We start from the raw sequence: 14,275 nt of genomic DNA, 5'->3' as shown, positions 1-14,275 counted from the left end.
GAATAGAGCGCGCGTCTGTGTCAGTATCCGCTCGGTTGACAGAAGATATTTCCTTTCCCGAAGCGAGGAACCGATATGAAGCGCCGTGCCCTCCTTGCACTTTCAGGAACCACAATCACAGCTCTCGCAGGTTGTGTCGATGACTTTCGACGTGAGTCGCAAACTGCCACACCAAGCTTTGATTTTGCTGGCGTTATCGTAGAATCCCTTCCAACTGCCGAGCAATACCAACCACTTGACGTCACCGTTACTGTAGAGCAAAACGGTAACGTGAGGTATCACGACAGCCACACAGTAGAAGAGATCGTGTACGGCGAGGCAGTTCGCGTGACGAAAGATTGGATGAGTGAGCGAGTTCCGTACCGAGTCACCATCTCCACCCCTGTTCATGAGTCGACAGCGTACTCCACGGGGAGACTGGACAATGAAGACAAGCGGGGGAAATACTCAGACGCCTCTCTATTTTTCCGGTTTCAGTTGACAGCGAACACCATACTCTTCCGACCAACCCCTGTGAAATAGCTCCAGTACCTGCAAGAAATCACGTTCTTATTGCAGATAACCGCGCAACTCCCAGGGCTACTCGGAAGATACTCGTGCTGCATACACCCTCTAAGTCTTGCACGCCGCTTGTGACAAGAAATGGGTCGGTTTCTGTGGCCGTGCTGAATACAGCGCGCAAGTTGGTTACATCGGATCACTTTCAGAGCTATTTGGTGATTCCTCACTGTTACGCTTCCAGCGAAGCCTCGGGCAAGCGACTTCCGGAACGATTCGGATCTGGCCGTTCACCGAATGGTACCACCAGAGTAGCAAACCGATACCGATAGCTGCCCCGAAAATCCGAATGACAACTGCCTCAGCCGGAAGGACAAGCGCTTCCGCAACCGTTGTTGGTGACATCACTTGGACGAGCGTCGCCTGTTGCGGGGCTGATCCACCGATCATTCCGGCGAAGTTCACACCAAAGTGAATGCCGATTGGAACAGCGAGATCACCGCTGAGGACGTATGCAACACCGAGGAGAACAGCCAGCCCACCAGCCATAAGGCCGAACACTTCTCCCCGGGTAGAGTGAGTAAGATAAAAGAATAGTGAAGCAATCACCACAGCGACGCCGGCGGCCACGCTTCGTGGTATGGATGGAAATCCATCCAGTCCTTCGAGGACGTTCGTGATGATGTATCCTCGGACGAGGAATTCTTCTGCGACGACGATGACGAGTTGTGAGATCGCAGTACCAAGTACGAGGAGTATCCAAACAGCAGGCCCCCCGGTCATCTGGATGCCACCTATTTCGTAGAATCCGACAACTGCTCCGACAGCGATGCTAAGACTGGTGATTCCGATCCCGAGCGCAAGTCCCCCCGTGAACGAGAGCCACACGCCAGATCTGAAGTTGAGGCCCAAATCGGTGAGTATTCGTCGGTCAAGGACCAGCGAGACGAGTATCACACCGAGGATAATCCCCGCTGCTTGGGGGACTCCACCAATCAACGTGTTCACGGTCTCGGTGATAGGGCCGTCTCCTCCGAGAACCGAGGGTTGGATGGTCCTGCCAGTATTGGCAAGGGTGAGCACCAGTACGATTCCCACGACAAGACGTATGGGGGCTCTGGGCCGGCGTTCGTTGTCGTTCCACAGCAGTCGGAGCGGCAGCCATAATTGCCCGTTCTTGTTCCGGAGTTTCGCTGACATTGAACGAGGACCTTCTGACAATTGTGTCAGACAGTATGATTAAATTTGTGGACGATCTCTATCGCTCAGTTCGCTGCTTTAACGACGAAATTGAGGACAACAGACTGCTGAATACACCCTCTAAGTCTTGCACGCCACTCCTGACTGCGTTCGGTGAGGTCTCTGAGATCGTGCTGAGCTCAGCGCGCAAATCCAGCACGAGCGGTCGCGATTCCGGGACGTGTTCGGAGCGGTCGGGAGAAGCGAAGGCAGTACCGAAGACGTGACTGCCTCTCTAATCCGCACTGAATGCCCACGCGATCAGATTCGGAATAGGGTTATCGAGACGCGATGTCTCTCTTGAACCATGAATCCGATATTCTTCGACGCTCGCAACGAGTTCCGCACCTGGTTGGAAGCGAACCACGACACGGCCGAGGAGCTATGGGTCGGTTACTACAAGGTCGACGCCGAGCGAGACGGTATCGACTACGGCGAGTCCGTCGAGGAAGCGCTCTGCTTCGGGTGGGTCGACGGCCTGATCAGGGGCATCGACGACGAGACGTACACGCGTCGCTTCACGCCCAGAAGACCCGACAGCAAGTGGTCCAAGGCGAACAAAGAGCGGGTCGAAGCGATGATCGCGGTGGGGAAGATGACCCCGGCTGGAATGAAACTCGTCGAAGCGGCGAAGGAGTCGGGCGAGTGGGCGGCTGCCTATCGACTCGCCGACGACCACGAACTCCCGGCCGAACTCGAGGCGGCACTACGTGAGAACGAGACTGCCTGGGAGAACTTCCAGAACTTCTCGAACACTGACCAGCACGCGTTCATCGCGGCTGTCGAGGAGGCAAAGACGGACGAGACGAAGCAAAAGCGCGTCGAGCGAGCGGTTTCCCTTGCGGCGCGAGACCTTCGAGCGTACGACGAGAACAACAAGCGGCGGCTATAGTGTGGTCTTACGTTATGGCTTCAGAGCAGCTAACAGGACTGACTCTGGAGATGGCATCTGATGTATGTAGTATATCTACTCAGGCGTCGCTACTGATGTGAGGATTGTAATGTCTACAAAACGCGTGGCAGCCGAAGATGACGTCAGAGCGGCATCCGACCAGTTCTATAGTGCACTGGAAGCGATGGCGAACGGCGATGCCAGTTCCATGGCGGACATCTGGTCGCACGAGGATGACGTGACGACCATGCACCCCATCGGTGGGCGAGAGGAGGGCTGGGAGGCCGTCTCCGGGTCCTTTGCGGGAGTCGCATCGGCGAGTACGGACGGCACGGTCACCCGGTCGGACCAGGCCATCCGCGTTATCGGCAACAGTGCGTACGAACTCTGCACCGAGTCAGTATCGTGGACGTTTGCGGGTGAACCGATGGCTCTGGAGGGTCGGACGACCAACGTCTACCGGAAGAAAGGCGGCAGGTGGAAGATCGTCCATCACCACGCCGACCTCCACGCCGAGTTCGCCGAGAAAGTGGCGAACATGGGTGCCTGAGCGAGCGACGAACGGACGGCCCCACTGACCGATGGCTGTCCACCTACCGAATAGACATCTCGGATTCATTTTCACGTCGCGACGGAGCCGCCACCGAAGAGAGCGACCGCGCTGCGTTCATTCTCTCAGTTCAGCACGCTTGCTCTATCAGACTCAATCGGTTTCCACAGCACCTGTGTGTCCCGACTCGACGTCAAGGCCGAGCGGGCGGAGGTCGACGTTGTCGGCGACGAGCCCCGCCGCACGGTCGTAGGGTGAGGCTGCCCGGTCGCCGTCGACCGTGGGCCGCGCACGACCCGCTGCCGCGAATGTCGCGTCGACGAAGGCGTCACGGGCGACGCGGTTCTCGAACAGCCCGTGGAGATACGTGCCGAGCACGTCGCCAGCGGCCGCGCCGAGTGCGGCCGACCCGTCCTCGCCCTCGCCGCGGGCGAACGGCGTTTCGACGGCTCCCGTCGGCCGCGTCTCGCCAGCGTGAATTTCGTAGCCCGAGACGTCGCCCGCGGCACCAGCCAGCGGTCCGGTCCCATCGAGTCGCCACGTCGCCTCCGAGACGCGCTTGTCCGGAGAGAAGGCCGTCTCGACCGGGAGCAGACCGAAGCCCGCGACGGCACCGTCACTGCCGACGCTCTCGACGGCGGCGTTCGTGATCCGCTCGCCAAGCAGTTGGTAGCCGCCGCAGAGACCGACGACCGGCCCGTCGAAGTCGCGGACTGCCTCGTGGAGACCAGCCTCGCGACAGGCCAGCAGGTCGTCGACGGTGTTCTTCGTCCCGGGGAGGACCACCGCGTCGGCGTTGGTGAGGTCGTCGTCGAGCGGGACGTAGGCGACCCGGACGCCCGGTTCGGCCGCGAGCGGGTCGAGGTCCGTGAAGTTCGAGATGCGCGGTAAGCGCGGGACGGCCACGGTCACGCTCTCGTCGTCCGAGACGCCATCGTCGTCTCCGACGACGGACCGCTCGCCGACCGGGGGCAGCGACACGCTGTCCTCGGCGGGCAGACCGGGGTCGTCGTAGGGAATCACGCCGAGGATGGGCACGCCGGTGCGTTCCTCGAAGGCGTCGAGACCGGACTGAAGCAGTGAGACGTCGCCGCGGAACTTGGTGATCACGACGCCGACGACCTGCCCGCGGAGGTCGTCGGGCAGGAGTTCGAGCGTGCCGACGAGGCTGGCGAAGACGCCGCCGCGTTCGATGTCGGCGACGAGGAGGATGTCGGCACCACTCCGCGGCTCCGCCGCTCCGTCGCGGTCCGCCGACCCTTGGCCGGCGAACCGCGCTGTCTCGACGTTCGCGAGGTCCCGGTCGTGGAGGTTGATCTCGGCGATAGAGCCGGCACCTTCGGCGACGACGACGTCGTGGTCTCGGGCCAGCCGGCCGTGGGCCGCGACCGCCGCGTCGCGGGCGTCGTGCCAGTGGTCGTCGTAGTAGTTGCCCGCGGCGAAGTGGCCGACTGCGACGCCGTCGACGACGAGCTGTGACTCGCCGTCGCCGCGGGGTTTGAGCAGGACGGGGTTGTGGTCCGTGGTCGGTCGGACGCGGGCGGCGCGCGCCTGGGTGTACTGCGAGACGCCGACTTCGCCGAAGGCGGGCGCGTCGTCGCCATCGGCCTCGTGGAGGGCGGCGGGCCGCGGCACCGCTCGGGCGTTGTTGCTCATGTTCTGGGCTTTGAACGGCGCGACCGAGACACCCCGGTCGGCGAGATAGCGACAGAGACCGGCGGCGACGGTGCTCTTGCCGACGTGGCTGGCGGTGCCGGCGACGAGGAGCGTCCGGGGCATCGCTCAGTACTCGGTTCCCTTCCGGGCGCGCTGGCCCGTCTCGAAGGGATGCTTCTCCATCTTGACCTGCGTGATGAGGTCGGCGACGTCGTCGAGATACTCCGGTCGATCGTGACTCCCGGTCAGGACGAGTTCGAGGTTCTCGGGTTTCGACTCGACGAAATCCACGACGGCGGACTCGTCGAGCAGCCCCATCGACACGGCGTACAGGAGCTCGTCGACGACGAGCAGATGGACGCCGTCTTCGGGGTCGCCGTCGAGTGGGAGTGGTTCGGAGAGGTCGGCCTCGCCCGCGGCGGCGACGAGTTCTTTCGCGCGCTCGAAGCCAGCCTCGGCCTGCGTGGCGTGGTCGGCCTCGTCACTGCCGTCGCGCATCCCGGCCCAGCCGTAGTGGCCGAGGTTCTCGTAGGAGATACCTGGAACCGCAGCGATGGCATTGTACTCGCCGCGGACGTCCTCGACGCTGTCCGCACCGCCCTTCATCAGCTGGAGGACGTGGACGCGGAAGCCGTGGCCCGCGGCGCGGAAGGCCATGCCGAGCGCGGCGGTCGTCTTACCCTTGCCACCGCCCCACCACGCCTGCACGAGCCCGAACTCGTCGGGCGCGGCGGCTTCGATGGCGCGGGCGTCCGGTTTGCGGCCCTTGCCTGGAGTGTTGCGTCGGACGTCGTCGGCGGCAGTCGCCGTCGACGTGGTCGCTTCAGTCGGTTCGGTCGGTTCGGTCGGTGCGTCGTCAGTCGTCTCGGTGGTCTCGGGTTCGTTGTTGCTCATGAGTGATCAGTCGTCCAGTCGAGATACAGCGCGGCACTCCACGAGAAACGGTCGCTCCCGCGGCCCGCGCCGGTCTCGGGGTTGAAGTATTCGCGGAATCCCTCGCGGTCGAGGAGTTCCAAGCTGTCCTGCTCAATTCGGTCGGCCGTCTCCGTCGCGCCGTAGCGTCGCAGTCCGTCGACGAGCAGCCAGTTGACGTTCATCCAGACCGGCCCGCGCCAGTAGCGGTCGTAGTCCATGTCGGGACCGACGTAGGACGGACAGCCGTAGTCGTAGCGGAGGAAGTTCTCGCGCAGGTTCGTCCGCAGGCTCGCGAACTGCTCGTTCGTCGGCACCTCGCCGAAGACGCTCGTCAGGCCCGCCACGGAGTTCACTCGCAATTTCCGGTCGTTGACACGGTCGTAGGAGACGAACGTCCCCAACTCCTCGTCCCAGAGCCGCTCGCGCATCCCGGCGCGGCTGTGTTCGGCCTGTCGCCGCCACTCGTTCGCTTTCGATTCGTCGCCCGCGGCGGCGTAGAGCGCGGCGAGGTCGTCACACGCCCGGACGAAGATGCTGTTCGTCAGGACGTCCTCGACGAGGAACGGACACGCCTCGCGGAGCGCGGCTTCGTCCCAGTCGAGTGCCTTCCCCTGGCGGACGAGCGCGACGTAGCGGTCGTAGTCCCAGTCCGTCGGCCGCTGGTCGGAGAGTTCGTCGGACTTGCGGTCCTCGCGGACGTAGTCCAGGTCGTCGGTGATGTCTTCGGGGTCGAAGGAGTCGAGCACCGAGAGCCACGCCGGCGAGTCGTCCATCCCGGTCGCCCACGGATGGCGGACGTAGACGGTGTCGCCGTCGAACGAGCGTTCGTCGACCCACCACGAGAGATGGCGGTCGAGCAGGGGCAGGAGTTCGTCGCGGAACGCGTCGTCGCCGGTGGTCTCGTAGACGTGGCGGGCGGCGGGCACCACTACCGGCGGCTGGGTGATACCGCTGGTCTGTACGTCGCCGTTGCCGGCCTCCCACTCGTCGGGACCGGGGAAGTAGCCCTCGGCGTCGGCCCAGAAGGCGATCTGTGGAGCCATCCCGTTGTCCCACATCGCCGACAGCAGCGTCCGGAGTTCGCGCTTTGCGGCCTCGGGGTCGACGCCAGCGAGGCCGACAGCGATGAACGCCGAGTCCCAGTTCCACTGGTAGGGGTAGAGCGTCGCCGAAGGGATGGTGTAACCGTCGTGGCGGTTCTCTCGGAGCACGCTGACGGCCTCGTCGCGTCGGTCGGTCATGCCAGCATCTCCCACGTAGCGGGAGTTCGGGTTTTCGGTCCGCCCATCACCCTCCCTCCGCAGCCGCCACGAACCGGTCGAACGCACCGCTCGCGGCGTGGACGTGGGCGTACGTTCCGAGCGTCCGGTACTCGGTCAGCCCATCGTGCTCGCCGTCGATGCCCGACCCGCGAACCACGTCGAAGGCGAAGCGGGCGTCGTCGGCGACGGTGGCACTCGAATAGTGGAACTCGTGGCCCCGGAGCGTCCCGCCCGCGTCGGCGGTGAGCACCCCCTCTCGACCCTCCAACTCGACGTGGTCCAGGGCCTGATACCGGTCTTCCATCCGGACGTCGGCGGGGAGGACGCCCGCCATCTCGTATGTGTCGCCCTCGGCCGTCGTCAGCGACTCGGCCAGGGCCATCAGGCCGCCGCACTCGCCGAGGACGGGCAGGCCGTTGGCGGCGCGGTCGGCGAGAGTGGCGAGGCCCGGACTCGATTCGAGGGCGTTGGCGTGGAGTTCGGGGTAGCCGCCGGGAAGATAGACCGCGTCGCAGTCGGGCAGGTCGTCGCCCGCCGTCGGCGCGAAGGGGACGACCGTCGCGTTCGCGCGGAGCCGTTCGCGGGTCGCCGGATAGACGAACCGGAAGGCGGCGTCGTCGGCGACGGCGATGCGGGGACCGTCGTCGCTCCCGTCTGCGGTGTCACCCGCGGCCGTCGCTCGCGACGACGCGGACTCGACGGACTCGCTCGGTGGGGTGGCCGCCCGCGCGACGTCGAGCAGGCGGTCGGTGTCGAGACCGTCGGCCGCGGCGTCGAGTGCCTCGCCGGTCAGTGACTCCTCTTCGCCGAGGACCAGCCCCAGATGTCGCTCGGGGATGGTCAAGTCCTCACGCGGGGGAATCCGACCGAGATAGGCGATGTCGTCGGGGAGCGCGTCCTCGATTCCCTGCTCGTGACGGCCGCCGTGGGCGCGGCTCGCGAGGACGCCCGCGACGTCGATGTCGTGGCCGGAGTGCTCGGCGTAACGCTTGAATCCCAACGCGGTGGCGGCGACGCTCTCCATCCCCGCACTCGCGTCGACGACGAGCACGACGGGCAGGCCGAGCAGTTCGGCCACCCGCGCGGTCGACGTGTCGGGGTCGCCAGCACCGTCGTACAGCCCCATCATCCCCTCGACGACGCAGACGTCGCCGTCGCCGCGGGCGTAGTTCTCGCGGAGTCCGTCGACGCCCTGCATCCACGGGTCGAGCGTCCGCGACGCGCGCCACGTCGCGGCGGTGTGGTGACTCGGGTCGATGAAGTCCGGGCCGGCCTTCGCGGGCTGGACGGTTCGCCCCTCGCGCTGGAGCGCGCGACACACCGCGAGCGTCGCCACGGTCTTCCCGACACCCGACGCGGTGCCAGCGACGACGACGCCCTTCACGATCTCACCTCGGATTTCATTGAATCTGTGTTACTGCAAGTCTACTTTAATTCGATGGTCGGCGCGGGCGGCGTCCTCGCTGTGGGAGTGCAGACGTGGAAGCGGAGCGGGGTGGGTGGAGATGGGAGAGAGAAACCCGACTAGTCCAGCCGCGAGACGGTGGCTCGCTCGTCGGTGACGACGCCGTAGGCCGCGTCGGCGACGGATTCAGGTAACTCGACGTCACCCACCGCGTACCGCGAGTCCAGCGAGGCAGTCAGCGCGTCGCGGACACAGGCACGGGTCGCCGCGCCGACCGCGGTCGCGCTGCCGGAGAAGGCGGCCTCCTCGCCCGCCGGGTCGCAGCCGACGACGACCGCGTCGGTCGTCGTCCCCGTGAATCCGGTCGTCGCCAGCAACGTGGCCGTCTTGGCCTCTGCGGCGACCGTGAGGAGGTTTTCGAGCGCGCCGGGCGCGAGCGACCGGGTCGTGCCGACGACGACGTTGACCGTGCCGACGGGGCGGCCGTCGGACGGGGCCGTCTCGTTCGCTGTCGCCGACGCGGCCTCGGATACGAGCGGCAGCGTCGCCGGGTTCGAGACGCCCGCCGTGACGACGGTCTCGACCGGGCCGAGTCGCGCGCGGTGAGCGTGTTGCTGTTCGACGCCGGTCAGGAGTGTCGGTCCCGGCTCGGAGAACCCGGCACGGTCGCGCCGCTCGCGGACGTACTCGCCGAGGTCGGTCTCCGGCCATCCCTCGGGGACGGTGACGTTGTAGGCCGTGGGACCGCGGGACTCCCCGCCGTCGTAGCCCGTCGAGAGCCAGCGCGTCCCCTCGCGGCGGAGCCGACAGACGCCCTCGCGGACGGTCGTCTCGAAGACACGCTCCATCAGACGTCCCGCAGCGCGTCGAGCAGCCGGTCGTTCTCCTCTGCGCGCTTGACGGCGACACGGATGTGCGAGTCCAGCCCGCGGAAGGTCGTCGCGTCGCGGACGGCGACCCCGCGCTTGCGGGTGGTCTCGGCGACGGTCTGAACGTCTCTGTCGCCGACGTCGACGAGCAGGAAGGGCGCGTGCGACTCGCGGACGTCGAACTCGTGAGTCAGGACGTCGTACATCCGCTGCCGCTCGCGGGTGACCCGCGCTCTGGTCTCCTCGACGAACTCGTCTTGGCGCATACAGTACGCGCCGACGTCGGCCGCGGGCGTGCTCAGTCCCCACGCGGGGCGGGCGGTTTCGAGTCGTTCGCGGAGGTCGCCCTCGGCGGCGGCGTAGCCCGCGCGGATGCCGGGCAGGCCGAACATCTTCGTCAGCGAGCGGGCGACGACGACACCGCGGGTCCCCGCGATAGAGGGGGAGTCGGTGAAGTCGAGGAAGGCCTCGTCGACGAGCAGCGTCGTGTCCGCCCGGCGGCACTGGCGGGCGAACCGCTGCAGGTCGTCCGCCGGGTAGAGCTGGCCCGTCGGATTGTTCGGGTTGCAGACGACGACCACCGAGTACGGCTCGGGGTCGAGGTCGAGCAGCGTGTCGGCGTCGACGAACTCGGGGTCGCCGCCCTGCAAGCGCGCCTCGCGGGCGTACTCGCCGAAGCTCGGCGCGGGGACGGCGACCGCGTCGCCGGGGCTAACGGTGACACCGAGCGCGAGCCGGATGGCGATGAGACCGCCCGCCGTGGGGACGACGTGTTCGGGTTCGCAGTCGGCGTAGTCGGCCGCGGCGAGCCGGAATTCGGTGTAGTCGTCGGCGTGGTAGCGGGTCGACGCGCCGAAGGCGGCGTCGTAGACCTGTGTCACACCTCTGGGCCGCACCGGGTTGATGTTGGCACTGAAATCGAGGAGGTCCGCGTCGGTGACCCCACCGTGCGGAACGTGGTCGACGTCCGAGAGGGCCTCAGGGTCCATTACCGGTGCCAAGACGGTCGAGCAAGTCAAGCGTTGCGCCCGTCACCTCGTCGACCAGCCCCTCGCGAGCCGCGAGCGCGAGCGCGCCGCCCATCCCGGCACCCTCCTTTGCGACGCCGTCGGCGTAACTCGCCAGCCCGGCGTGGTCGACCGCGTCGAAGCCGGGGTCGGTGACGGTCAGCCCGAGATCGAACGTCGCCGCCGCCTCGCGGAAGTCCGGGACGCTGTCGACGACGTAGCTCGTCGTCGCCAGCGACAGCGGGGCTTCGATGCCCGCGTGTCGGACGAGCGCGGCGGCCGCGAGCATCTGCGTCCCGCCGCCGAGGACGACGCGCGTGCCGGATTCGAGCGCGCCGACGGTCAGTCCCGCGACGACCGCGAGAACGGGGTCGCCCATCCGCCGGACGGCCATCTTCGGGTCGCCCGCGGCGTCGCCGGGGGAGAGACCGCTCGCATCCAGCCCCTCGGCGACGACCTCTTCTTTCAATTTCTGGGGGTTCTCCGGCAGCGACGACGAGACGGCCCAGTCCTCGCCGAGCGCGCGGAGGACGCCGAGTGCCGTCGTCGTCCCGCCGGGGACCGTCTCGCCGACGACGAACTCCTCGTTCGGCAGCTTCCGGCCGTACTGGCGGGCCGCCACGAACGACCCCGGTGCAGACGGCACGGGGTCCTGTTCGCGGATGTCGTCGCCGGGGCGGGCACCGACGGTCACGGTCGGCGCGCCGGTCGGCACGCGCAGGCCGCCGTCGACGGTCACGACGTCGAAGCCGACGACCTCGCGGGCGGCGCGGGTGACGAGCGCCGGTGTCGGACAGCCCGTCGGACTCATCGGCACCTCGGGCGCGCGCACCACGTCGCCGTAGGCCAGCAGTTCGGCGTCGGCACCCGGCGTATGTTGCAGCAGGTCCGCGTCGGCACCAGCCGCGCTGATGCCGTCGATACCGGCGGTCGCCGTCGTCCCGGCGACGAGAATCAGTCGCACAGTTCCTCCGCGAGTCGGTGGTCTGCGGGGCGGTTGACGTTCACGCTGAGTCGCACGTCGTGGCTCCGATACAAGTGGTCGTCGCTTCCACCCACGACGTTCAGGCCGGTTGGCACGAGTTCGATCCCCTCGGACTCGAAGCTCGTGTCGACGCTCGCGCCGAGCGCGCGCTTGACGGCCGCGGGGACGCAGACGGTGACCGAGTCGCCGTGGCGGTCGGGGCGCGTCGCCTCGTCCAGCACGCGGTTGACGATCTCGGGCGCGAGCAGCGGCAGGTCGGCGACGACGGTCACGACGGGTGTCTCGACGCGTTCCAGCGCGTAGCCGAGGTCGTCGACGTAGCCCTCGCCGGGGGCGTCGACGACGGTGCAGTCTCGCCCGCGCAGATGCTCACGCGTCGCGGGCGTGTCAGGCGAGACGACGGCGTAGACTTCGCCGCCGTCGCTCGCGACGCGACTCGCTGCGAGCGCGTCGAGCACGCGGTCGACCATCGGCGTCCCGCAGACTTCGACGAGCGGTTTCTCGACGCGACTGCCGAGGCGGGTTCCCCGGCCGCCGCACATCAGAAGAACGTCCACGCGACCACCCCCGCGTGGAGCGCGACGAGGCGCGTGAGTTCGTTGGCCGCGCCGAGCACGTCGCCCGAGACGCCGCCGACCGTCCGCGTCGCCCACCAGCCGACGCCGCCCGCGACGAGCGGCGCGACGAGCAACGCGGCCAATCCGGCCGAGACGGCCGGGCCGGGCACCAGAAACAGCGGCAGGGAGAGCGTGAGCACGGGGACGACCCACCAGCCGTCGACCGCGCCGACGAGCTGCGAGCCGAGTCCCTCGTGGGGCGCGCGGCCGAGACAGACCAGGAGTGCCATCGCCGTCTTGGCGGCGACCTCCGCGGCGACGACGATGCGGACTGCGGGCAGCGCGCCCCAGCCGTTCGTCGGCAGGCCGAGCGCGCCGAGCGCGAGGCCGACGACGACGAGGACGACCGCGAGCGTCCCGCCGACGCCGGTCTCTGAGTCCTTCATCACGTCGACGCGCTTCTCCACGCTTCCGTGGACCGCGAAAGCGTCGCCGAGGTCCGCCAGCCCGTCGGCGTGGGTGATGCCGGTCACGGCGTAGAGCGCGAGCAGGTAGCCCACGATGGCGACGTTGAGCGGCAGCGGCGGGAGTCGCGGGACGAAGGGCAGCAGCGAGAGCAGGTCGGGCGCGAAGAACGGGACGGCCGCGAGGAGCCCCACGAGATAGCCGACGAGCGGGAAGGTGATCGGCGTCCGACGGAAGGCGTCCCAGCCGGACTCGCCGCCGCCGACCGGAAGTCTGGTGAGGAACGAAACCGCGCCGCGGAGCGCGGTCAGAACCACGCGACCACCCCCGCGACCGCGACGGCGAGCAGGCCCGCGACGGCGACGACGCGGACGCCGCGTTCGGCGTCGGCGACGGTCGGGAGGTCGCCGTCCGCGTTGAGCCGGTAGTGGCCGGACTTCTCCAGACGCGTCCCGAGGACGACGGCGAGCGTCGCCATCGGCCAGCCGGAGTTCGGGGATGCCGGGACGCGGGCGTCGTCGCGAGCACGGACAACTGCCGCAGGCGCGCCAGCGGCGAGCGCGATCAGGAGCGCGCTGACACGCGCGGGCAGCCACATGGCCGCGTCGTCGAGGCGGGCGGGTGCCCAGCCGACCGGCTTCGAGCGGTAGCCGAGCATCGAATCGAGCGTGTTGACCGCCTTGACCCACGCCGCGGCCGCCGCTGCGAGCGGGAGCGAGAGGGGAGCGAAGAGCGCGAAGCCGAGCAGAGGTGCGACGAGACCGTCGGCGAGGTTCTCCGCGAGGCTCTCGACGGCGGCACTCCGAATCTCGGCTGCGTCGAGCGTCGAGGCGTCCCGCCCGGCGAGCGCTCGGAGTTCGAACCGAGCGTCGTCGAGGTCCGACTCGGTCAGCGCGACGACGTCGCCCGCGGCGTCGAGAAGCATCCGGAGGCTCGTCGTCGCGAAGAGGACGAGTCCGGCGACGGCGGCCGCGGCGACGGGATGCACGAGACCTGCGCTCGCGACGACCCCCGCGACGACACCGGCCGCGAGGAGCGGGAGAGCGAGCGCGACGGCGAGTCCGACGAGTTTGGGAGAATCCCACTCGCGGTCGAACGGCGCGACCAGTTTGCCGAACCAGACGACCGGATGGAGTCGGGTCGGGGGTTCGGCGAACAGCCGGTCGAGACCCGCGCCGAGCGCGACGGCCGCCGTCGCCGTCAGGGGCATCAGTCGGTCCCTCCGCCGTCCCGGTTTTTTAGCCACGCGGAGAACTCAGACAGCGGGACCTCCGCCACGTCGACGAAGGTGCCACCGAGAGCCTCGATACCGCCATCGGTCCGGGGGTCGTCGCCGACGTGAATCAGGTCGCCCACGTTCACGCCGAGACCGCGCGCAACCGTCTCGAAGGCCTGAGCGTGGGGTTTCCGCCAGCCGCAGGCGACGCTCGTCGTGATGGTGTCGAAGACGTCGCGGTCGACGTCGGCGCGGATGAGCGTCCGGGCGACGAGTTCGGGGACCGAACAGTTCGAGAGCAGTCCCACAGAACCGCGGTCGGCGGCGGCGTCGAGAGCCTCGCGTGCGCCGGGGCGAGTCGTCACCTCGGGGTCGAAGGCACTGACGACGGCGTGGCGGGAGGCGTTGTTGGGGGCGTCGACGCCGCGGGAGGCGAGCGCGGCACTGACGTGGGCGGGGAGCGGGACCTCGGCACCCTCGGGGGCGTCGATGTGGACCTCGCGGTAGGCGTCCCCCCAGTCGTCGGGGACGGCCACGCCGCGGGCGTCGAGTTCGTCGGCGACGACGGCCGCGGGGTCGTCGGGATACGAGACGTCGACGAGGGTTCCGAAGAGGTCGAACGAGACTGCCACTGTACTGTGGTTAACGAAAGTAGACTTGAAGATAGTGGTCGGTGGGGGTGAGACGCGACGTACAGCTGTCGAGAGCCCACCGAGCGACCACCACAAGATATGTGCGACTGACGACAGAACGCGGTCG

At 67.7% G+C, this 14,275-nt stretch carries 15 protein-coding genes; 3 read left to right on the top strand and 12 right to left on the bottom strand.

Annotated elements, in window-relative coordinates; genetic code table 11:
* Positions 1–75 precede the first annotated feature (75 nt).
* Positions 76–522 (top strand): hypothetical protein, encoded by a 447-nt coding sequence (locus BLR57_RS18840; RefSeq protein ID WP_139173271.1) that lies wholly within the window; start codon positions 76–78, stop codon positions 520–522.
* A 165-nt stretch (positions 523–687) separates the two neighbouring features.
* Here the strand turns inward: BLR57_RS18840 and BLR57_RS03435 are convergent, their stop codons facing one another.
* The gene (locus BLR57_RS03435) at positions 688–1,698 is read right to left on the bottom strand and encodes a CPBP family intramembrane glutamic endopeptidase (RefSeq protein ID WP_089694153.1); all 1,011 of its coding nucleotides are present in this window, start codon (positions 1,696–1,698) and stop codon (positions 688–690) included.
* A gap of 346 nt (positions 1,699–2,044) precedes the next feature.
* On the opposite strand from BLR57_RS03435, the gene BLR57_RS03430 reads away from it, so the two are divergent.
* Positions 2,045–2,629 (top strand): YdeI/OmpD-associated family protein, encoded by a 585-nt coding sequence (locus BLR57_RS03430; RefSeq protein ID WP_170830549.1) that lies wholly within the window; start codon positions 2,045–2,047, stop codon positions 2,627–2,629.
* 109 nt (positions 2,630–2,738) lie between these two features.
* The gene (locus tag BLR57_RS03425; protein ID WP_089694151.1) at positions 2,739–3,179 is read left to right on the top strand and encodes a YybH family protein; all 441 of its coding nucleotides are present in this window, start codon (positions 2,739–2,741) and stop codon (positions 3,177–3,179) included.
* Positions 3,180–3,332: 153 nt separating this feature from the next.
* On the opposite strand, the gene BLR57_RS03420 is transcribed toward BLR57_RS03425, so the two are convergent.
* The 11 genes from BLR57_RS03420 to BLR57_RS03370 all read right to left on the bottom strand — a co-directional run bounded on the left by BLR57_RS03420 (position 3,333) and on the right by BLR57_RS03370 (position 14,148).
* The gene (locus tag BLR57_RS03420) at positions 3,333–4,958 is read right to left on the bottom strand and encodes a cobyric acid synthase (protein ID WP_089694149.1); all 1,626 of its coding nucleotides are present in this window, start codon (positions 4,956–4,958) and stop codon (positions 3,333–3,335) included.
* A gap of 3 nt (positions 4,959–4,961) precedes the next feature.
* Positions 4,962–5,729: a cob(I)yrinic acid a,c-diamide adenosyltransferase gene (locus BLR57_RS03415; RefSeq protein WP_089694146.1), complete on the bottom strand. Its 768-nt coding sequence runs from the start codon at positions 5,727–5,729 to the stop codon at positions 4,962–4,964.
* Positions 5,726–6,991, bottom strand: a complete 1,266-nt coding sequence (locus BLR57_RS03410) for an amylo-alpha-1,6-glucosidase (protein ID WP_089694144.1) — start codon at positions 6,989–6,991, stop codon at positions 5,726–5,728. The genes BLR57_RS03415 and BLR57_RS03410 overlap by 4 nt, the downstream gene beginning before the upstream one ends.
* A gap of 46 nt (positions 6,992–7,037) precedes the next feature.
* The gene (locus BLR57_RS03405; protein ID WP_089694142.1) at positions 7,038–8,396 is read right to left on the bottom strand and encodes a cobyrinic acid a,c-diamide synthase; all 1,359 of its coding nucleotides are present in this window, start codon (positions 8,394–8,396) and stop codon (positions 7,038–7,040) included.
* Positions 8,397–8,536: 140 nt separating this feature from the next.
* Positions 8,537–9,265 (bottom strand): adenosylcobinamide amidohydrolase, encoded by a 729-nt coding sequence (locus BLR57_RS03400; protein WP_089694140.1) that lies wholly within the window; start codon positions 9,263–9,265, stop codon positions 8,537–8,539.
* A complete protein-coding gene (cobD, locus tag BLR57_RS03395) occupies positions 9,265–10,275 on the bottom strand; it encodes a threonine-phosphate decarboxylase CobD (RefSeq protein WP_089694138.1) in 1,011 nt (336 codons plus the stop codon). Before cobD ends, BLR57_RS03400 begins: the two co-directional genes overlap by 1 nt.
* Entirely contained in the window at positions 10,265–11,257 is a 993-nt protein-coding gene (locus tag BLR57_RS03390; RefSeq protein ID WP_089694135.1) for a nicotinate-nucleotide--dimethylbenzimidazole phosphoribosyltransferase, read from the bottom strand. Before BLR57_RS03390 ends, cobD begins: the two co-directional genes overlap by 11 nt.
* Entirely contained in the window at positions 11,248–11,820 is a 573-nt protein-coding gene (locus BLR57_RS03385; RefSeq protein ID WP_089694133.1) for an NTP transferase domain-containing protein, read from the bottom strand. The genes BLR57_RS03390 and BLR57_RS03385 overlap by 10 nt, the downstream gene beginning before the upstream one ends.
* Positions 11,820–12,617, bottom strand: a complete 798-nt coding sequence (gene cobS / locus BLR57_RS03380) for an adenosylcobinamide-GDP ribazoletransferase (protein ID WP_089694131.1) — start codon at positions 12,615–12,617, stop codon at positions 11,820–11,822. Before cobS ends, BLR57_RS03385 begins: the two co-directional genes overlap by 1 nt.
* Positions 12,608–13,510 (bottom strand): adenosylcobinamide-phosphate synthase CbiB, encoded by a 903-nt coding sequence (gene cbiB / locus BLR57_RS03375; protein ID WP_089694129.1) that lies wholly within the window; start codon positions 13,508–13,510, stop codon positions 12,608–12,610. Before cbiB ends, cobS begins: the two co-directional genes overlap by 10 nt.
* Positions 13,510–14,148, bottom strand: a complete 639-nt coding sequence (locus BLR57_RS03370; protein WP_089694127.1) for an HAD family hydrolase — start codon at positions 14,146–14,148, stop codon at positions 13,510–13,512. The genes cbiB and BLR57_RS03370 overlap by 1 nt, the downstream gene beginning before the upstream one ends.
* Positions 14,149–14,275 lie beyond the last annotated feature (127 nt).

The sequence above is a fragment of the Halogranum gelatinilyticum genome, from assembly GCF_900103715.1.
Lineage (GTDB): Archaea > Halobacteriota > Halobacteria > Halobacteriales > Haloferacaceae > Halogranum > Halogranum gelatinilyticum.
This window is presented reverse-complemented; position numbering and strand designations above follow the sequence as displayed.